The organism is Nocardioides exalbidus, from assembly GCF_900105585.1.
GTDB lineage: Bacteria > Actinomycetota > Actinomycetes > Propionibacteriales > Nocardioidaceae > Nocardioides > Nocardioides exalbidus.
The window spans coordinates 2,847,943-2,865,486 of record NZ_FNRT01000002.1; the positions used below are offsets into that span (position 1 = coordinate 2,847,943).

A 17,544-nucleotide genomic window follows, 5' to 3' on the forward strand; every position below is an offset into this window, starting at 1 on the left:
ATCAGATCGCTGACAACGATCCGCGCCCGACGCCCCGAAGGAGGTGGCCACCATGGAGAACAACACGATGACGATGACGGCGTGGACGCCGTCCTTCGGCATGTCCACCCTCGGCCACACCTGCGCGCGTCTGCGTGTCTTCGGTGCCGGCGTGGTGGCTGCCCAGGGCGCCGCTGCCGCCATTGTCCGCGTCAAGGGCGATTTCCCGGGTTCACCTGTCTGGAGTCCGTCGAGCTAGGTCCACACCAGCATCGGCAGCCTCCAGGCCGCGGAACCCGAACCCCGGGATCCGCGGCCTTTCTGTTTGTCCACGCGGTGCACCCGCACCGCACCCGCGATCAGGTCAACGAGAAGGAGGTGAACACATGACCATCAGCGTTCTCGACCGCAAGCGAGCTGCCGACGAGCTGGACCCCCAGGCCCCCCTGGGCGCCCTGCACGACGCAGCTGCCGAGGTGGATGAGGAGCTGCTGCCCTGCCGCGTCAACGACGCCGAGCTCTGGTTTGCCGAGTCCCCCGCGGACGTGGAGCACGCCAAGGCGCTCTGCATCGACTGCCCGGTGCGCACGCTGTGCCTGGACGGAGCCCTCGAGCGGCGCGAGCCGTGGGGCGTCTGGGGAGGCGAGCTCTTCCTCCAGGGCGTGGTGATCCCGCGCAAGCGGCCGCGAGGCCGGCCCCGCAAGTCCGAGCAGACCATCCAGGTCGCCTAGGTCGGACGTCAGTCAGCAGACGGGGTCGCCGAACAGGTGTCACCGCAACCCATCCCACTGAGGAAACACAGGAACCACCACCCATGAAGACCTACCGAAACGGAAGCAACGACATGAATCTCATGCATGAAGAACTCGCACGCGCGCAAATGTCCGCGCGCCTGGGAGAGGCGCACGAGCTGCGACGGGGCCACCAGCTGGCACTCGCCCGTCGGATGAGCCGCAAGGCCGAGCGGGCCGCGGCGCAGGCGCGCCTCGCCCTCGCCCGCGCGCTCTGATCCTCCCGCCGGCCACCCGGCCGGTAGTGGGAGCTCTCGCCCTGATCGCGGGTGAGCACACACGAGCCGGTACGTCGTCACCACGACGACGTACCGGCTCGTTCGTCATTTCCGGAGCGTGCCGGCGGGACGGGGCTAGGGTCGAGGCGTGAGCGAGCTCGTCACGTGCGACTTCTGCGGCACCCAGGCGCCGGAGGCCGAGACCCTGACCTGGACGACCGCGGTCGAGCGCGGTCGCAAGCAGGTCTTCTGCGACAGCTGCTCGCGCACCCACCTGCGGGCCATGGAGAGCAAGCTCGACAGCGAGTGGTGGTGACGGGCGGCGCTCAGGCCGTCTCGAACCACCCGCACCCGCAGTAGGGGTGACGCTGCCAGCGGCGTGCTCGCGGCAGCGGCTCGTGGTCGAAGCGCCACGACGTGAGCCAGGTGTGCGGGGACTCGCCCCGCGCCCAGGCGGCGAGCTCGCGGGCCGCGGAGCCGGCCGCGAGCGCGAGGAGGTGGGCCGGAGCCCGTCCCTCGACCGCCTCGGAGCCCTCGTCGAGGACCGCCGCCGCCACGCACCGCGCGCAGGGCCCGACGCCCGGCGCCGCCCACGGACCGACGTCGACCGCCCACGGCCACACCGCGACGAGCAGGTGGGGGAGCGAGGAGACGGTCCAGTCGTCGACGGTCCCCGACACCAGCCGACCGGAGGCGACGGCGATCCCCACGGGCGCCTCGGGGTCGACCGCGATCCCGGCCGCGCCGAGTGCGGCCGTCACCGGCGCGCGCCACACGGCCGGGCAGTCGAGCTGCGCGCGGAGGAGGGACTGGGCGGCGGTGGGACGGCTCGCGGGCATGGCGACACGCTGCCACCGGGCCGGCACACGTGGGCCGTTGTCCACAGCCCATCTGCGGTCCGGCGGGTCCTGACGGCGTACGCCGCCACCCCTGACCGGCGGCCCAGGGGTTGTCGGCCACTCACTGAACTCGTCAGGCCTTGCAAGGGCCGACAACTTCAGCGATCCCCGGTCAGCCGTGGATCGCTGGAGAGGGTCAGCCGAGCCGGGTGGATCGCGAGAGGTCAGGCCCGGCGGAGCGGGCGGATCCGGCCGCTGGCCTCCTCCGGCGGGTCGACGAGCAGCTCCCGGGCGCGCGCGGCGATGTCATCGGGGAAGGGTGCGGAGCCCCCGCCGACGACGTGCACGCCGAGGATCTCCTCGGTGGCCCGGAGCCGGCCGTCGACCCACATCTCGTGCCAGATCCAGAGCAGCTTGCCGGTGGCACCGACGACCGTCGAGCGGACCTCGAGGTCGGCCCCGGCCGAGACCTCGTCGAGGTAGCGGACGTGCGCCTCGACAGTGTAGAGCGAGGCATCGTTCGCCTCGCGGTAGTCCGGGCCGATGCCGACGGCGTCCATCACGTTGTCGGTCGCGTGCCCGAACACGAGGACGTAGTAGGGCTCGGACAGGTGGCCGTTGTAGTCGATCCACGCCTCCTGCACCGGCTCCTGCCAGACGAGCACGTGCCCCTGGTCCGGGGGTGCGCTCATGCCTTGCCCAGCGCGCGGAGCACGGCCACGACGCCGCGGTCGCGCTCGGCGACCAGGTCGTCGATGCTCCGGCCGTCGGCCTCGCGGTCGCAGCCGTCGACGACCGCGTCGCGCAGCTCGGGGGTGAGCTCGGCCGCGACGAGGCGGGTCCACGGGGAGAGCAGCGAGGGGCCGAAGTGGTCGAGCATGTGCGCCATGCCGCCCTGTCCGCCGGCGAGGTGGAAGGTCAGCATCGGCCCGAAGATCGGCCACCGCAGGCCGGGACCGTCGGTGATCGAGAGGTCGATCTGCTCGACCGTCGCCTCCCCGGCCGCGACCATGTGCAGCGCCTCGCGCCACAGCGCCTCCTGCAGCCGATTGGCGATGAACCCGGGGACCTCGCGGTCCATGGTGATCACCGACTTGCCGGCCAGCGTGAAGAACTCCGAGGTCCACGCGACCACGTCGCTCGACGTGCTGGTGCCGCCGACGACCTCCACGAGCGGGATCAGGTAGGGCGGGTTGAACGGGTGGCCGACCACGGTGCGGTCCGGGTGGGCGCACTTGTCCTGCATCTCGCTCATCCCGTAGCCCGACGTCGACGACGAGATCACCACGCCCTCGGGGGTCGCCGCGTCGATGTCGGCCAGCAGGGTGCGCTTGAGCTCGAGGTCCTCCGGTGCGCTCTCCTGGACGAAGTCGGCCTGCGCGCAGGCCTTGGCCAGGTCGGGCTCGAAGGAGAGGTTGTCCATGCTCGCGCCGTCGGCGAGGCCGAGGTCGGTCAGCGCCGGCCAGGCAGCGCGGACGAGGTGGCGCAACCGCTCCTCGCCGTCGGGTGCGGGGTCCCACGCCACCACGCGGTAGCCCCGGGCGAGGAAGTAGGCGACCCAGCCGCCGCCGATGACGCCGGCGCCGACGCAGACGACGGTGCGTACGTCGGCAGGTGCGGGCCGCATCAGGACCGCGCCTTCAGCTGGAGGATCTCGCGTCCCTCGTCGGGGGTGGCGACCTTGGCGCCCATCGACTCCACGATGGTGCGGGCCCGCTCGACGAGCTGGGCGTTGGTGGCCTTGACGCCCTTGGCGAGGTAGAGGTTGTCCTCGAGCCCGACGCGCACGTGCCCGCCGAGCAGCACGGACTGCGCGACCCACGGCATCTGCATCGGGCCGAGCGCGAAGGAGGCCCACACGGCGTCCTCGGGCAGCTGCTGGACCATCGACATGAGGGTCATCGGGTCGGCGGGAGCGCCGTAGGGGATGCCCATGCAGAGCTGGTACATCGCCGGGGCGTCGATCAGCCCCTCCTCGACGAGGGTCTTGGCGAACCAGAGGTGCCCGGTGTCGAAGATCTCCATCTCGCAGCGGACGCCGAGCTCCTGGATCTTCTTCGCGCCCTCGCGCAGCATGTCGGGCGTGCTGACGTAGACCAGGCTGCCCTCGCCGAAGTTCAGGCTGCCGCAGTCGAGGGTGCAGATGTCGGGGAGCAGCTCCTCGACGTGGGGGAGCCGGTCCACGCCGCGGACGAGGTCGGTGCCCTCGAGGAACGTCGTCGGGTCGGCCGGGTCGAGGACCAGGTCGCCGCCCATGCCGGCGGTGGTGTTGATGATGACGTCGACGTCGGAGGCACGGATCCGCTCGACGACCTCGCGGTAGAGCGCCACGTCGCGCGAGCCGACGCCGGTCTCGGGGTCGCGCACGTGGATGTGCACGATGGTGGCGCCGGCACGGGCGGCGGCGATGCCGGACTCGGCGATCTGCTCCGGTGTCACCGGCACGTGCTCGGACCTGCCGACGGTGTCGCCGGCTCCGGTGAGTGCACAGGTGATCATCACGTTGCGGTTCACGGGTGGTGCTCCTTCTCGAGGGGTGTGGCGGTGCGGTTTCAGTGCGGGACGAACAGGTCGAGCAGGGCGTGGAGGCCCAGGTAGCTGAGGTCGCGCGCCTGGCGGTCGACGAGGAAGTCGTCGTAGGGCCACAGCGAGGTCTTCACGACCACGGCGCCGGTATGTCGGTCGGCGGCGGCGAACTGGCCGCGACTGCCGTCGGCGGTCAGGCGGGTGCCCGCGTCGTCGAGGGGCCACCAGTGGTGGCCGAACCCCGCGTGCGTGGTGATCGAGCTCGGCAGCCGACCCACCCCCGTGATGGCGTACGACGACCGCGCGGCGGCCTCGACCCAGGCGGGGTCCAGCAGGCGGGTGCCGTCGTCGGTCGTGCCGTCGACGGCGAGGAGGGCGATCCGCGCCCAGTCCCGCGCGGTCGCTGCCAGGCCGCCGCCGGCGAGCGCGGTGCCGGCTGCGTCGATGCCGACGACGGCCTCGCTCGCGCAGCCCAGGTCGCGCCACAGCCGCGCGACGTCGTCGGCGTAGTCCCGCCCGGTGGCACGCTCGCGCACCCAGTCGAGCACCTGCGAGTCGGCGGTGTTGTAGGCCCAGCGCGTGCCCGGCGCGACGCCTGGGCGCACCGTTCGGAGCAGCGCACGCGAGTCACCGTCGGGGAAGCACCCGAGGAGCCGGGAGGCCAGGCTGTCGGGGTCGCGGTGGTCCTCCACCCAGTCCACGCCGGTGGTCATGGTGAGCACGTGGCGCACGGTGGGTCCGTCGTAGCCGGTGCCGGCCAGCTCGGGGACGTGCCGCACCACCGGGTCGTCGAGGCCGAGCTCGCCGTCGGTGGCGGCGCGGCCCACGAGGTGCGCCAGCACGGACTTGGTCATCGAGGCGCCGAGGAACCGTGTGTCCGGGCCCAGCCCCTCCGCCCCGCCCCGGTCGGAGTAGGTCTCGTGGACGACGCGGCCACCGTCGAGCACGAGGAGCGAGGTGCCCCAGGTCGCCTCGTGCCACTGCGACCACGTGTGCAGCCGGCCGGCGCCCGCGACCGACACCTCCAGCATGCGCGGCGCCGCGGCGAGGGGCCGCGGATCGGCGGCCGGCACCACGACGTGGCGCCACCCCGGCTCGAGCTGGGGGTCGGTGAACGGGAGGGTCGAGAGCCTCGACCCCGCCTCGGACGTGGTCGGCACGTGGATCAGTCCGACCTAGTCGATCCTGGGACTGTTGCTGAGCAGCTTGCGGGTGTAGTCCTCGCGGGGCGTGTCCATGACAGTGACGACCGAGCCCGCCTCGACGACCCTGCCCGCCTGGAGGATCTCCACGCGGGCCGCGATGGAGCGCACCAGCGCGAGGTTGTGGGTCACGAACAGCATGCTGATGCCGCGCTCGATCCGCAGGCCCTCGAGGAGCTCCACGATCGAGCCCTGCACGGAGACGTCGAGCGCCGAGGTGATCTCGTCGCAGATCATCACGTCGGGCTCGGCGGCCAGGGCGCGGGCGATGGCGACGCGCTGGCGCTCGCCGCCGGAGAGCCTGCTGGCCTGGTAGTGCAGCATCTGCGGGCCGAGGGCGACCTGGCCCATCAGCTCGACCACCCGGTCGGTGGCGTCCTTGCCCTTGGCCAGCCCGAAGAGCTCCATCGGCCGCCTGATGATCTGCTCGATCGTCAGTCGCGGGTTGAGGGAGAGGTAGGGGTTCTGGAAGATGTACTGCATCCGGCGCCGGTCCTCGGCGCTGCGCTTGCGGGCGCTGGTGGCCAGCTCGCGGCCCTCGAAGGTGATCGAGCCGGTCCAGTCCTTGTGCAGGCCGCCGACCGAGCGCGAGATCGTCGTCTTGCCCGAGCCGGACTCGCCGACCAGGGCCACGACCTCGCCCTTGGCGACGTCGAACGACACGTCGTGGACGACGTGCTTGCGGCCGTAGAAGACGTCGAGCCCCTGGATCGAGAGGATGACGTCGCGCTCGCGGTCGGGGTCGGCGTCGGGGACCGTACCGATGTTGATGTCCCACGTGCCGATCTCGCCGACCCGGTGGCAGCGCACCTCGTGCTCGCTGGCGATGGTCCGCAGCTGCGGCACCTCGGCGCGGCAGACATCGATCGCGAAGGTGCAGCGGTCGTTGAAGCGGCAGCCGCCGGGGCGACGGCCGGGCGAGGGCGTACGACCCGGGATGCCCTTGAGCGCGCGTGCCTGGCTCAGGTGCGGGATCGAGTCGAGCAGCGCGCGCGTGTAGGGGTGCGAGGGATTGGCGAAGATCGCGTCCCGGGGGCCCAGCTCGGCGATCTGGCCGGCGTACATCACCGCGACGCGGTCGGCGATGTTGGCGACGACGGCGAGGTCGTGGGTGACGTAGAGCGCGGAGACGCCGTAGGTGCGGCAGAGCTCGGCCATCGTGTCGAGCACCATCTTCTGCGTGGTGACGTCGAGGCCGGTGGTGGGCTCGTCGAGGACGAGCACCTTGGGCTTGGGCAGGAACGCCATCGCGAGCGCGACGCGCTGCACCTGGCCGCCGGAGAGCTGGTGGGCGTAGCGCCGGAGGAACTCGTCGTCGCTGGGCAGGCCCACCTCCTCGAGACCGGCGCGGGCCGCGGCCAGCCGCGACTCGCTGGTGCCGATGCCGCGCAGCTGCTGGAGCTCGACGAGCTGCTTGCCGATCCGGATGCTCGGGTTGAGCGCGGAGGCCGGGTCCTGCGGGACGTAGGCGATCTCCTCGCCGCGCAGCTTGCGGACCTCCTTCCACGGCATCTGGAGGACGTCGCGGTCCTCCAGCAGCACCTTGCCCGACGAGATGTAGGCCCCGGCGCGTGAGTAGTTCAGCAGCGAGGTGCCCACCGTGGTCTTGCCCGAGCCGGACTCGCCGACCAGGCCGACGACCTCGCCGGGCTTGAGCACCAGGTCGATGTCGTCGACGACGTCGACGTCCTTGCCGGTCAGGCTGACGCCGAGGTCCTCGATGACCAGCCCGCCGGTCTTGCGGACCGCGTGGCCGGAGTCGGTGGTGCCAGGTGAGGCAGTCATGTCACTCGCCCTTCTGGGCGGCCTGGGCGAGCCCGTCGGCCATGAGGTTGGTGGCGATGGTGAAGATCGCGATGACGACGACCGGGGCCATCACGGCCCAGGGCTGGGTCTGGAGGCCGAGCCGGTTCTCGTTCATCATCTGGCCCCAGTTGGCCGCACCCGGGTCGGCGGCGAAGCCGAGGAAGCCGAGGGCGGCGACGATGCCGATGGAGTAGGTCAGGCGCAGGCCGGCCTCGGCCAGCAGGGGCCCGGTCATGTTGGGCAGCACCTCGGCGACGATCACGCGTGAGCGCCTCTCGCCGAGGGCCTCGGCCGCGACGACGAAGTCGCGCGAGACGATGCCGAGCGCGACGCCGCGGGCGACGCGGGCGACACGCGGTGCGTGGCCGGCGGCGACGAGCACGATGATCACCCAGGCCGACGGGTTCTGCAGGGCGGTCAGCACGACGAGCGACAGCAGGATCTGGGGGAACGCCAGCAGCACGTCGTTGAGCCGCATGATGATCTCGTCCCACCAGCCCCCGGCGTAGGCGGCGACGACGCCGATCAGGATGCCGCCGACCATGCCGAGCAGCGTGGCGAGCACCGAGATGGTCAGCACCTCCTGGCCGCCGTGCATCACGCGGCTGAGGACGTCCTGGCCGATGTAGTCGGTGCCGAAGAGGCCGTCCTTGGCGTACGGCGGACCGGCGGTCTCCTTCTCGCCGTAGGGGGCGAAGAAGGGCGCGAGGATCGCGAACAGGACCACCAGGAGCGTCCCGCCGAAGCCGAAGACGAAGCGCTTCTGGTGCAGTGCGCGCCGGAAGAAGCCGGCGGGCGCGGGGGCCGTCGCGTCGGGCGACGACGGGACCGGTGCAGCGGAGGGAGTCGTGCTCATGACGAGATCGCCGTCCTCGCTCGGGGAGTCAGCAGGATGGACAGGACGTCGGCGACGAGGTTCACCACGATGTAGACGCCCGCGATGATCATGCTCAGCGCCTGCACCATCGCGACGTCGTGGTTGCGCACGGAGTCGACGAGCTGGCGACCGACCCCGGGGTACTGGAAGAGCGTCTCGACGAGCACCACGCCACCGGCGAGCCACGCGAGCTGGAGCGAGACGACCTGGATGCCCGGGACGATCGCGTTGAGCAGCGCGTGCTTGCGCATCACGACGGGCTCGGGGATCCCCTTGAGCCGGGCGAGCTCGACGTAGTCGCTGTCGAGCACCTCCAGCAGGGTGGCGCGCACGATGCGCGAGACGTAGGGCGTCACCGCGATGACGAGCGTGAGGACCGGCAGCACCATGCTCTTGGGCTCGTCCCACGGGCTGCCGCCCGGCGCCACGAGCGTGACCGCCGGGAAGATCTTGAACACCGTGGTGGAGAACACCGACACGAGCAGGATGCCCGTGACGAACTCGGGCACGCCGGCCAGCGCCAGCAGGATCGTCTGGATGACGGTGTCGGGGCGCCGGCGGCGGAAGTGCGAGGAGATCATCGCGATGCCGAAGGCGAGGGGGACCATCACGAGCGCCGAGAGCAGCACCAGGACCAGCGAGTTGGTCACGCTGCTCGAGATCTGGCCCCAGACCGGCTGCTGGTTGGCGAGCGAGGTGCCGAAGTCACCGGTGAGCAGCCCGCCGAGCCAGTCGAAGTAGCGGGTGACGATCGAGTCGCCGATGCCGAGCTGCGCCTCGAGCTGCTCGCGACGGGCGACGTTGGTGCCGTAGTCGCGCCCGAGGATCGCGCGGACGGGGTCGCCGAGGGCGGCCGTGGCCAGGAAGACCACGATCGACACCAGCCACAGCGTCATGAGGGCCAGGCCGAGGCGGCGTGCGAGCCAGATGCCCCACGCCGCCCCGCCGGAGCGTCCACGAGGAGGGGCGACCTCCTCGAGCGGATCAGGGAGAGTCGCTTCCTGTGTCATGTCAGAGGGACACCTTGCGGAAGTTGTAGTTGCCGAGCGGGAGGTACTTGCTCGGCTCCAGCCCCTGCACGGTGGATCCGTAGGCGTCGACCTGCTGGCGGAAGCCCCAGATGATGTAGCCGCCCTCGTCGTACTCGATCTCCTGGGCGTCGTGGAGCAGCGTGGCGCGCTTGGCCTCGTCGACCTCCTTGGCCGCGGCGTTGACCAGGTCGCGGTGGTCGGCGTTGTCCCAGTGGGTCTCGTTGTAGGTGCCGCCCTGGTCGGGCGGGAACGTGCCGACGACGGCCTGGGGGATGTAGTTGCGGGTGTTCCAGAAGTCCTGGGCGAACGTGTAGGACAGGTAGTCGTCGTCGTAGAACGGCGTCTTCTTGGTGACCTTCACGTCCACGCCGGCCGCCTTGGCCTGCTCGGCGAACAGGTTGGCCGCGGGCACCGCGACCGAGCCGATGTCGTCGCCGGTGAAGAGCTCGACCTGGAGGCCGTCGGCGCCGGCCGAGGCCAGGAGGGACTTGGCCTGGTCGATGTCCTGCTCGCGCTGCGGCAGGTCGCTGGCGTAGGCCACGTCGAGCGGGGCGTACATGTCGTTGCCGAGCGAGCCGTAGCCGCTGAGCGTCTGGTCGATCATCGCCTGCCGGTCGACGATCAGGCGCATCGCCTGGCGGACCTTGGGGTCGTTGAACGGCGCCTGGTCCACGCGCATCGTGAAGGGGACCCACTGCCCGCCCTCGGCGGTGAGCACGCCCGCACCCGCGCCCTTGATCGTGTCGACCAGGTTGTAGGGCAGGTTGTCGAGCGTCTGGATCTGGCCGGCCTGCAGGGCGTTGACCTTGGCGTTGTCGTCGGCGAAGTCCTGGATGACCAGCTCGTCGAGGAACGCGGCGTCGCCCCAGTAGTCGGCGTACTTGGTGAAGGTGCTGGTCTTGCCCGCCTCGAACGACTTGTAGGCGAAGCCCGCCGTGCCGACCGGGTTGGCCGGGTCGAACTTGCCGCCCGGGATGATGCCGAGGGTGTACTCGGCGAGCAGGGAGTCGAGGATCGCGTAGGGCGTGTTGAGCACGATCTTCAGCGTGGTGTCGTCGACGACCTTGGAGGACTCGAAGTCGATGATCTGCGAGAGCTGGCCGCCGGCGGAGAGCGGGGCCTTCGGGTCGGCGACGCGGCGGATGCTCAGCCAGGCGTCCTCGGCCGTGACGGGCGCGCCGTTGTGGAAGGTGGCGCCGGAGCGCATCTTCACCGTCCAGGTGATGGCGTCCTTCGAGGGCTCCACGGACTCGGCCAGGGCCGGCTGGAGCTCGTAGTTGTTGTCCCAGATGAGCAGCGGCTCGTAGAGGTTGAGGCACCGGGCGATGTCGGCCGCGGTCACTGGCTGGTGCGGGTCGAGGGTGTCCTTCGCGCCGCCGCCGGTGGCGCCGTGGATGAGCTGGCCGCCCGCGCTCTGCGCACCGCCACCCCCGCCACCACCGCCGCCGCCGTCACCACCGCCGCATCCGGCGAGGAAGCTGCTGCCTCCGACGGCGACCGCGCTGACTCCGGAGTAGCGGAGCATCTGACGGCGAGAGATCTTCCAGTTGCCTGCTTGGTTCTGGTTCACTTCGTGAGCTCCCTGTTGCGCAATGCGAACGGCAGTAGTGGTAGACGCAACATAGGCCGCTCGCAAGGAGCGGTCAATGAACTTGAGGGAAATGAGAAGGGATGTCCGGACAGGGTCGTCCCGGTGCCAACCGGGTGCAGTCGGTCGAGCGGGCGGTCGCGCTGCTGCGTGCCGTGGCCGCCGCCACCGGCCCGGACGGCACGGCCGCCGCCCTCGCCGAGGCCGTCGGCCTCAACCGCACCACGACCTGGCGCATCCTGGCCACCCTCGAGCACCAGCGCCTCGTCTCCCGCGACGACGCCAGCGGCATCTACTCCCTCGGCTTCGGGCTGATCGACCTCGCCGGCCAGGCCGGCGGCGCGGCCCTGGCCCGCTCGGCGCAGGCGGTGCTCCAGGGCCTCGCCGCGACCGTGGGCGAGACCGCCGCCCTCGCCGTCGTGCGCGACGGGACGCTGACCTACGTGGCCGAGGCGACCGGCGGTGCCGTCGTGGCGGCGGGCTGGCGCGACCGGGCGGTGTCGATGCACGCGACCTCGACCGGCAAGGTGCTGCTCGCCTTCTCCGAGCCCGACCAGCTCCGCACGCTGCTGCAGGTCCCGCGCGGCGACCGGCTGACCCGGCACACCGACGCCACGATCACCTCGCTCGCGGCGCTCGAGGAGGAGCTCGCGCTGACGCGCGGACGGGGGTACGCCGTGTGCCGCGGCGAGTTCGAGACCACCGCCTGGGGCGTGTCGGCCCCCGTGCTCGACGTGTCCGGCCGCCCGGTGGCCGTCGTCAGCCTCTGGGGGCCGGGGGAGCGGCTGACCGAGTCGCGCTTCGAGCCGCTCGGCCGGCTCGCCGTCGCCGCCGCAGACGAGATCGCCGGGCGTCGCCACGAGCTGCAGGGCTCCCGCACGCCAGACTCTCCACCGCACCGCCGACCCGACCCTCGACCGACCCGACAGAAAGAGGCCCCCACCGGTGACTGACGACGCGACCACCAGCCAGCCCGACCGCACCCGCCTTCCGCTCGACGTCGACACCACCGCCCGGCCGATCCGGCCGGTGGAGGCACCGCCGACGTCGCCCAACGTCGTGGTGGTGCTCATCGACGACATGGGGTTCGGCGCGTCGTCGCCCTACGGCGGACCGTGCGAGATGCCGACCGCGCAGCGGCTGGCCGACGAGGGCCTGCGCTACAGCCGGTTCCACGTCACGTCGCTGTGCTCGCCGACGCGCCAGGCGCTGATGACCGGCCGAAACCACCACTCGGTCGGCATGGGCGTGACCTCGGAGATGTCGACGCCGGAGCCCGGCTACCACGGCTACCGCCCGGCCAGCGCGGCCACCATCGCGCAGATCCTCAGCGGCAACGGCTACTGCACCGCGGCCGTCGGCAAGTGGCACCAGACCCCGCCGGTCGAGGTGAGCCCGTCGGGGCCGTTCCCGCGCTGGCCGATGGGCGAGGGGTTCGACTACTTCTACGGCTTCATGGGCGCGGAGATGAACCACTGGTACCCGCAGCTCTACCAGGGCCGGTACGCCGTCGAGCCGGACAGGTTGCCCGAGGACGGCTACCACCTGTCCGAGGACCTCGTCGAGAAGGCGATCTCCTGGATCGAGAACCAGCAGGCGATCACGCCCGACCGCCCGTTCTTCACCTACGTCGCGTTCGGTGCCACGCACGCGCCGTTCCACGTCGCTCCCGAGTGGCGCGACAAGTACACCGGGAAGTTCGACGCCGGCTGGGACGCCCAGCGCGAGGAGACCCTCGCGCGCCAGAAGGAGCTGGGCATCGTCCCGGAGTCGACCGACCTCGCGCCCTGGGCGAAGGGCGTGCCGCGCTGGGACGAGCTCGACGAGACCGAGAAGCGCGTGGCCGCGCGCTTCATGGAGACCTACGCCGGCTTCGCCGAGCACACCGACGCCCAGATCGGGCGGCTCGTGGAGGCGCTCGAGGAGATGGGCGTGCTCGACGACACCCTCATCGTGCTCATGCTCGGCGACAACGGCGCCTCCGGCGAGGGCGGACCGCGCGGCACCTTCCGCGAGCACCTGGTCGGCCACGGCATCCAGGACGACACCGCCGACATGGCGGCGCGCCTCGACACGCTCGGGGACGCGACGACGTACGCCATCTATCCCGTCGGCTGGGCGCTCGCGATGAACACGCCCTACCCGTGGACCAAGCAGCTCGCCCACCTCGGCGGCACCCGCGACGGGATGATCGTGCGCTGGGGCAACGGGATCAAGGCGCGTGGCGAGGTCCGGCACCAGTGGCACCACGTCATCGACCTGCTGCCGACGATCCTCGAGGCCGCCGGGGTGCCCGCCCCCGAGGTCTTCGGCGGGGTCGAGCAGCAGCCGATCGAGGGCACCAGCCTGGCCTACTCGTTCGACGACGCCGACGCGCCCGAGCGGCGCAGCACCCAGTACTTCGAGATGATCGGCAACCGCGGCATCTTCCACGAGGGCTGGACCGCGGTCACCCAGCACAGCATCCCGTGGGAGATGGTCGGCGACGACAAGCCGGCGTTCGACGACGACGTCTGGGAGCTCTACGACTACACGAGCGGCGACTGGAGCCAGGCGCACGACGTCGCCGCCGAGCACCCCGACAAGCTCCGTGAGCTCCAGGAGCTCTTCATGCAGGAGGCCGCGCGCTACCACGTGCTGCCGCTCGACGACCGGGTCACCGAGCGCGAGAACCCCGACGTCGCCGGTCGCCTCGACCTGCACCTCGGCCGCTCGTCGCTGTCGTTCGGCCCGCGGGTCGGCCGGCTGACCGAGGAGGCCGCGCCCAACGTCAAGAACCGCTCGCACGTGATCACCGCCGACATCGAGGTGATCACCGGCGCCAGCGGCGTCGTGGTGGCCCAGGGCGGGCGGTTCGGCGGCTGGTCGCTCTACGTCGTCAACGGCGTGCCCCACTACGCCTACAACTTCGTCGGCCGCGACCTCAACGTGGTCCGCGGCGGCAAGACGATGACCCCGGGCCGGCACGACCTCGTCGTCCGCTTCGACTACGACGGCGGCCCAGTCGGAAGCGGGGCCCACGTGACCCTCGAGGTCGACGGCGTCGCGGTCGGCAGCGGCCGGATCCCGGTCACCACGGCCTACTACTTCTCCTTCGACGAGACCTTCAACGTCGGCGTCGACCGCGGCACGCCGGTGGTCGACGACTACCTGCCCGTGCGCAACGCGTTCGAGGGCCTGATCCACCGCGTCCGGTTCGACCTCGACGAGGTCGTCGACCCGGGCACGGAGGAGGGACGCGAGCACGCGGTGATGGTGCACCAGTGAGCGGCTGCTGCTCGCCGTCGGCGCACGGGCGGGACGCGGGTCGCGAGCCGTCCGCGGTGCCCGACCCCGTCGTCGTACGACGTCCCGGCGGGCTCGGCGGGCCTGGCGGGCTCGTCAGCCTCCCCGGCGGCAGCACCCTCGTCGGCAGCGACGACCCGGACCACCCCGAGGAGTGGCCGGTGCGCGAGGTGGTGCTCGCGGCCTACCGGATCGCGAGCACCACGGTGACCAACGCCGAGTTCGCGGACTTCGTCGCGGCGACCGGCCACCGCACCGAGGCCGAGACCTTCGGGTGGTCGTTCGTCTTCGGCGGGCTCCTGCCCGACGACTTCCCGCCCACGCGCGGGGTCGCGGCCGCCCCGTGGTGGCGCGAGGTGCACGGCGCGGACTGGGCGCACCCCGAGGGACCGCGGTCGAGCGTCGACGACCGCCGCGACCACCCGGTCGTGCACGTCTCGCGCCGCGACGCGGAGGCGTATGCCGCCTGGGCGGGCGGCCGGCTGCCGACCGAGGCCGAGTGGGAGCACGGCGCGCGCGGGGGACTGGTCGGTCAGCCGTTCCCGTGGGGCGACGAGCTCGAACCGGGTGGCGAGCACCGGATGAACGTGTGGCAGGGCACCTTCCCGACGGACGACACGGCCGAGGACGGCTGGCGCGGCACGGCACCCGTGCGGGCCTACCCGCCCAACGCGCTCGGCCTCCACGCCACGACCGGCAACGTGTGGGAGTGGTGCGCCGGGCAGTGGTCGCCGACCGACGCCGGCGGCGTCAGCCGCGGAGGCTCCTACCTGTGCCACGCGTCGTACTGCCGCCGCTACCGGGTCTCGGCCCGGCAGTCGCACTCGCCCGACTCGACCGCCGGCAACCTCGGCTTCCGGATCGCGGCCGACTGACTGGCGGCTCGACACGCAACAGCGGCGCCACCCGAGGGGTGACGCCGCTGTGATCAGCGCGGGGTGCGCTCAGCTCGTGAGGGCTGAGGTCACGCCTTGCCGAGGATGCGGTTCAGGTTGGTACCGCAGACCGGGCAGACGCCCTTGGCCATCTTGGTGCCCTTGTCGTTGACCTTGATCTCGCCCTCCGCCTCGCGCTTCTCCTTGCACTTGACGCAGTAGAACTCACCGCTCCAGGTCTCCGCCATGACGGCCTCCTTGCTTCGTTACTTCTTGGTCGTCGCGACGGGGTTGTCTTGGGGAAGCCCGCCGGGGAACGCGGCGGTTGCCAGCGCTCCGTCGAAGACCCTACGCCACGCGTGGGCCACGCTCACGCACCACACGCGTTGAGCGTGAAACCGCTTCTCCCCACGCTCAGCCCGATCAGTACCCTCGGGCCATGCCCGAGACCCCCGCGCGACCCCACCGAGACCTCGTCCACCTGCGCCTCGAGCGCCCCTCCGAGGGCGTCGTGCTGCTCACCCTCGACAACCCCGACATGCGCAACGCGATGAGCGACGAGATGACCGCGTCGTGGTCCGCCGCCATCGACGACCTGGCCGCCGACACCTCCGTGCGGGCCGTCGTGGTGACCGGGGAGGGCAGCGCGTTCTGCTCGGGCGGCAACACGTCGTGGATCGCGAGCGAGCCCGACGCCAGCGTCGACCACCTGCGCCGGCGGATGCTGCCCTTCTACCGGGCCTGGCTCTCGATCCGGCGCCTCGAGGTGCCGACGATCGCCGCGGTCAACGGCCCGGCGATCGGGGCCGGGCTCTGCCTCGCGCTCGCCTGCGACATCCGCCACGCGGCATCCGGTGCGCGGCTCGGGCTGCCCTTCAACAAGCTCGGGATGCACGCCGGGATGGCCGGCACCTGGCTGCTGCCCGACGTCGTCGGTCCCGCCCACGCGCGCGACCTGCTGCTCACCGGCCGTGTCGTCGAGGCCGACGAGGCGCTCCGCCTCGGCCTGGTCTCGCGCGTCCTGGAGCCGTCGTCGTTCCTCGACGAGGTGCTCGAGACCGCAGCCGGGATCGCGGCGACGGCCCCCATCGCGGCCCGCCTCACCAAGATCGCGCTCGCCGACGGCGGCCACGCCGACTTCGAGTCCGCCCTGCAGTGGGAGGCACTGGCGCAGCCGATGACGCTCGCGACCGCCGACCTGCAGGAGGGCATCCGCGCCGCGCGGGAGAAGCGGGCGCCGCGGTTCGAGGGCCGCTGACCGCCCGCGACTGAGGCGCAACGCCGGGAGTGCCGCCGGCCCTGGTCGCCGGGTCGGCGTCCACCCCTGTGGACAGACCTGTGGAGAGCGTGGGGAGGGCGGGCCCGACCCCGTGGAGCACGGGCCCCGTCGTGGGGAGCACCCTGTGGGCGACACGCCCGCCGGATCGCCGTACTGTGCCGGGTGACCAGCGCAGACGCGCCCGAGGGCGCTGTGGAGGGAGAAGAGTGAGCGAGGTCCGCGGCCCTGTCGCCACCCTGCGACGCATCGCGTTCCTGATGGAGCGCCAGCGCGAGGAGAGCCGTCGCATCGAGGCGTTCCGCAAGGCGGCGCGCACGATCCTGCCGCTGCCCGAGGAGGAGGTACGCCAGCGTGCGGGGGCCGGCACGCTCACCGAGCTCACGGGCATCGGGCCCAGCACGGCCGCGGTCATCACCGACGCGGTGAACGGTGTCGTCCCCGAGCGCCTGGTCGCGCTGGAGGAGACCGCCGGACCGCTCGCGACGGGCGGCGAGGAGCTCCGCGCCCGGCTGCGCGGCGACCTGCACTCCCACTCCGACTGGTCCGACGGCGGCTCGCCCATCGAGGAGATGGCGATGACCGCGATGGAGCTCGGCCACGACTACCTCGTGCTCACCGACCACAGCCCCCGGCTGCGGGTGGCCAACGGGCTGAGCGCCGAACGGCTCTCGCGCCAGCTCGGCGTGGTCGAGGCGGTCAACGAGCACCTCGGCGGCGCGTTCACGCTGCTCAAGGGGATCGAGGTCGACATCCTCGACGACGGCTCGCTCGACCAGACCCCCGAGATGCTCCGCCGGCTCGACGTGCGCGTCGCGTCGGTGCACTCCAAGCTCAAGATGGACGCCGCCGCGATGACGAGGCGGATGATCGGCGCGGTCCGCAACCCCCACACCAACGTGCTCGGCCACTGCACCGGCCGCCTGGTGACCGGCAACCGCGGCACCCGCCCGCAGAGCCAGTTCGACGCGACGGCCGTCTTCACCGCGTGTGCCGAGGAGGGGGTGGCGGTGGAGATCAACTCGCGCCCCGAGCGCCGCGACCCGCCCACCCGGCTTCTCGGGCTCGCCCGCGACCTCGGCTGCCTGTTCTCGATCGACTCCGACGCCCACGCGCCCGGCCAGCTCGACATGCTCGACCACGGCGCCGCGCGCGCCACGGAGGCCGGCATCGACCCCGACCGGATCGTCACGACGTGGGAGCGCGACCGTCTGCTGGAGTGGGCCGCGCATCGGCTGTGAAGGTTGTCCA

At 71.8% G+C, this 17,544-nt stretch carries 19 protein-coding genes; 9 read left to right on the top strand and 10 right to left on the bottom strand.

The genetic code is table 11. From position 1 onward, the window contains the following. The first annotated feature begins 52 nt into the window (after positions 1 to 52). From BLV76_RS13955 to BLV76_RS22595, 4 genes are all read left to right on the top strand, one after another. Positions 53 to 238 (top strand): hypothetical protein, encoded by a 186-nt coding sequence (locus tag BLV76_RS13955; RefSeq protein WP_139306577.1) that lies wholly within the window; start codon positions 53 to 55, stop codon positions 236 to 238. 127 nt (positions 239 to 365) lie between these two features. Further along, the gene (locus BLV76_RS13960; protein WP_090969671.1) at positions 366 to 710 is read left to right on the top strand and encodes a WhiB family transcriptional regulator; all 345 of its coding nucleotides are present in this window, start codon (positions 366 to 368) and stop codon (positions 708 to 710) included. Between the two features lie 149 nt (positions 711 to 859). Beyond that, on the top strand, positions 860 to 988 hold the full coding sequence (locus BLV76_RS23350; protein WP_281246165.1) for a hypothetical protein: 129 nt from the start codon (positions 860 to 862) through the stop codon (positions 986 to 988). A 148-nt stretch (positions 989 to 1,136) separates the two neighbouring features. After that, on the top strand, positions 1,137 to 1,304 hold the full coding sequence (locus tag BLV76_RS22595) for a hypothetical protein (protein ID WP_175539681.1): 168 nt from the start codon (positions 1,137 to 1,139) through the stop codon (positions 1,302 to 1,304). A gap of 10 nt (positions 1,305 to 1,314) precedes the next feature. On the opposite strand, the gene BLV76_RS13970 is transcribed toward BLV76_RS22595, so the two are convergent. From BLV76_RS13970 to BLV76_RS14010, 9 genes are all read right to left on the bottom strand, one after another. After that, positions 1,315 to 1,827: a hypothetical protein gene (locus tag BLV76_RS13970; RefSeq protein ID WP_139306578.1), complete on the bottom strand. Its 513-nt coding sequence runs from the start codon at positions 1,825 to 1,827 to the stop codon at positions 1,315 to 1,317. Between the two features lie 224 nt (positions 1,828 to 2,051). Further along, the gene (locus BLV76_RS13975) at positions 2,052 to 2,519 is read right to left on the bottom strand and encodes a thioesterase family protein (protein ID WP_175539682.1); all 468 of its coding nucleotides are present in this window, start codon (positions 2,517 to 2,519) and stop codon (positions 2,052 to 2,054) included. Continuing rightward, positions 2,516 to 3,454, bottom strand: a complete 939-nt coding sequence (locus tag BLV76_RS13980) for a 3-hydroxyacyl-CoA dehydrogenase NAD-binding domain-containing protein (RefSeq protein ID WP_090969675.1) — start codon at positions 3,452 to 3,454, stop codon at positions 2,516 to 2,518. Before BLV76_RS13980 ends, BLV76_RS13975 begins: the two co-directional genes overlap by 4 nt. Next, positions 3,454 to 4,341, bottom strand: coding sequence for a beta-keto acid cleavage family enzyme (locus tag BLV76_RS13985; RefSeq protein ID WP_217630350.1), 888 nt, complete (start codon positions 4,339 to 4,341; stop codon positions 3,454 to 3,456). Before BLV76_RS13985 ends, BLV76_RS13980 begins: the two co-directional genes overlap by 1 nt. Positions 4,342 to 4,379: 38 nt before the next feature. Continuing rightward, positions 4,380 to 5,513 (bottom strand): serine hydrolase domain-containing protein, encoded by a 1,134-nt coding sequence (locus BLV76_RS13990; RefSeq protein ID WP_090969676.1) that lies wholly within the window; start codon positions 5,511 to 5,513, stop codon positions 4,380 to 4,382. A gap of 15 nt (positions 5,514 to 5,528) precedes the next feature. Beyond that, positions 5,529 to 7,340, bottom strand: coding sequence for an ABC transporter ATP-binding protein (locus tag BLV76_RS13995; RefSeq protein ID WP_090969677.1), 1,812 nt, complete (start codon positions 7,338 to 7,340; stop codon positions 5,529 to 5,531). 1 nt (position 7,341) lies between these two features. Then, positions 7,342 to 8,217: an ABC transporter permease gene (locus BLV76_RS14000; protein WP_090969678.1), complete on the bottom strand. Its 876-nt coding sequence runs from the start codon at positions 8,215 to 8,217 to the stop codon at positions 7,342 to 7,344. Continuing rightward, the gene (locus BLV76_RS14005; protein WP_090969679.1) at positions 8,214 to 9,248 is read right to left on the bottom strand and encodes an ABC transporter permease; all 1,035 of its coding nucleotides are present in this window, start codon (positions 9,246 to 9,248) and stop codon (positions 8,214 to 8,216) included. Before BLV76_RS14005 ends, BLV76_RS14000 begins: the two co-directional genes overlap by 4 nt. A 1-nt stretch (position 9,249) precedes the next feature. Next, positions 9,250 to 10,839: an ABC transporter substrate-binding protein gene (locus tag BLV76_RS14010; RefSeq protein WP_217630351.1), complete on the bottom strand. Its 1,590-nt coding sequence runs from the start codon at positions 10,837 to 10,839 to the stop codon at positions 9,250 to 9,252. A gap of 101 nt (positions 10,840 to 10,940) precedes the next feature. Here BLV76_RS14010 and BLV76_RS14015 point away from each other — a divergent pair, with 101 nt between their 5' ends. Genes BLV76_RS14015 through BLV76_RS14025 form a run of 3 tightly spaced genes read left to right on the top strand, consistent with a single transcriptional unit; the run spans position 10,941 to position 15,017 of the window. Continuing rightward, the gene (locus tag BLV76_RS14015) at positions 10,941 to 11,810 is read left to right on the top strand and encodes an IclR family transcriptional regulator (protein ID WP_090969681.1); all 870 of its coding nucleotides are present in this window, start codon (positions 10,941 to 10,943) and stop codon (positions 11,808 to 11,810) included. Then, positions 11,803 to 14,124 (top strand): sulfatase-like hydrolase/transferase, encoded by a 2,322-nt coding sequence (locus tag BLV76_RS14020; RefSeq protein ID WP_090969682.1) that lies wholly within the window; start codon positions 11,803 to 11,805, stop codon positions 14,122 to 14,124. The genes BLV76_RS14015 and BLV76_RS14020 overlap by 8 nt, the downstream gene beginning before the upstream one ends. Before the next feature lie 56 nt (positions 14,125 to 14,180). Beyond that, on the top strand, positions 14,181 to 15,017 hold the full coding sequence (locus BLV76_RS14025) for a formylglycine-generating enzyme family protein (protein ID WP_090972734.1): 837 nt from the start codon (positions 14,181 to 14,183) through the stop codon (positions 15,015 to 15,017). An 89-nt stretch (positions 15,018 to 15,106) separates the two neighbouring features. Here BLV76_RS14025 and BLV76_RS22600 read toward each other — a convergent pair whose 3' ends face one another. Then, the gene (locus tag BLV76_RS22600; protein WP_090969683.1) at positions 15,107 to 15,265 is read right to left on the bottom strand and encodes a DUF5679 domain-containing protein; all 159 of its coding nucleotides are present in this window, start codon (positions 15,263 to 15,265) and stop codon (positions 15,107 to 15,109) included. 191 nt (positions 15,266 to 15,456) lie between these two features. On the opposite strand from BLV76_RS22600, the gene BLV76_RS14035 reads away from it, so the two are divergent. After that, a complete protein-coding gene (locus tag BLV76_RS14035; protein WP_090969684.1) occupies positions 15,457 to 16,275 on the top strand; it encodes an enoyl-CoA hydratase/isomerase family protein in 819 nt (272 codons plus the stop codon). A 227-nt stretch (positions 16,276 to 16,502) separates the two neighbouring features. Beyond that, a complete protein-coding gene (locus tag BLV76_RS14040) occupies positions 16,503 to 17,534 on the top strand; it encodes a PHP domain-containing protein (RefSeq protein WP_281246166.1) in 1,032 nt (343 codons plus the stop codon). Positions 17,535 to 17,544 lie beyond the last annotated feature (10 nt).

What these genes read in the sequence shown, in the direction of transcription:
- BLV76_RS13955 (WP_139306577.1), top strand. Translation starts at nt 53, where the DNA reads ATGGAGAACAACACGATGACGATGACGGCGTGGACGCCGTCCTTCGGC.
- BLV76_RS13960 (WP_090969671.1), top strand. Translation starts at nt 366, where the DNA reads ATGACCATCAGCGTTCTCGACCGCAAGCGAGCTGCCGACGAGCTGGAC.
- BLV76_RS23350 (WP_281246165.1), top strand. Translation starts at nt 860, where the DNA reads ATGTCCGCGCGCCTGGGAGAGGCGCACGAGCTGCGACGGGGCCACCAG.
- BLV76_RS13970 (WP_139306578.1), bottom strand. Translation starts at nt 1,827, where the DNA reads ATGCCCGCGAGCCGTCCCACCGCCGCCCAGTCCCTCCTCCGCGCGCAG.
- BLV76_RS13975 (WP_175539682.1), bottom strand. Translation starts at nt 2,519, where the DNA reads ATGAGCGCACCCCCGGACCAGGGGCACGTGCTCGTCTGGCAGGAGCCG.
- BLV76_RS13980 (WP_090969675.1), bottom strand. Translation starts at nt 3,454, where the DNA reads ATGCGGCCCGCACCTGCCGACGTACGCACCGTCGTCTGCGTCGGCGCC.
- BLV76_RS13995 (WP_090969677.1), bottom strand. Translation starts at nt 7,340, where the DNA reads ATGACTGCCTCACCTGGCACCACCGACTCCGGCCACGCGGTCCGCAAG.
- BLV76_RS14000 (WP_090969678.1), bottom strand. Translation starts at nt 8,217, where the DNA reads ATGAGCACGACTCCCTCCGCTGCACCGGTCCCGTCGTCGCCCGACGCG.
- BLV76_RS14005 (WP_090969679.1), bottom strand. Translation starts at nt 9,248, where the DNA reads ATGACACAGGAAGCGACTCTCCCTGATCCGCTCGAGGAGGTCGCCCCT.
- BLV76_RS14015 (WP_090969681.1), top strand. Translation starts at nt 10,941, where the DNA reads ATGTCCGGACAGGGTCGTCCCGGTGCCAACCGGGTGCAGTCGGTCGAG.
- BLV76_RS22600 (WP_090969683.1), bottom strand. Translation starts at nt 15,265, where the DNA reads ATGGCGGAGACCTGGAGCGGTGAGTTCTACTGCGTCAAGTGCAAGGAG.
- BLV76_RS14035 (WP_090969684.1), top strand. Translation starts at nt 15,457, where the DNA reads ATGCCCGAGACCCCCGCGCGACCCCACCGAGACCTCGTCCACCTGCGC.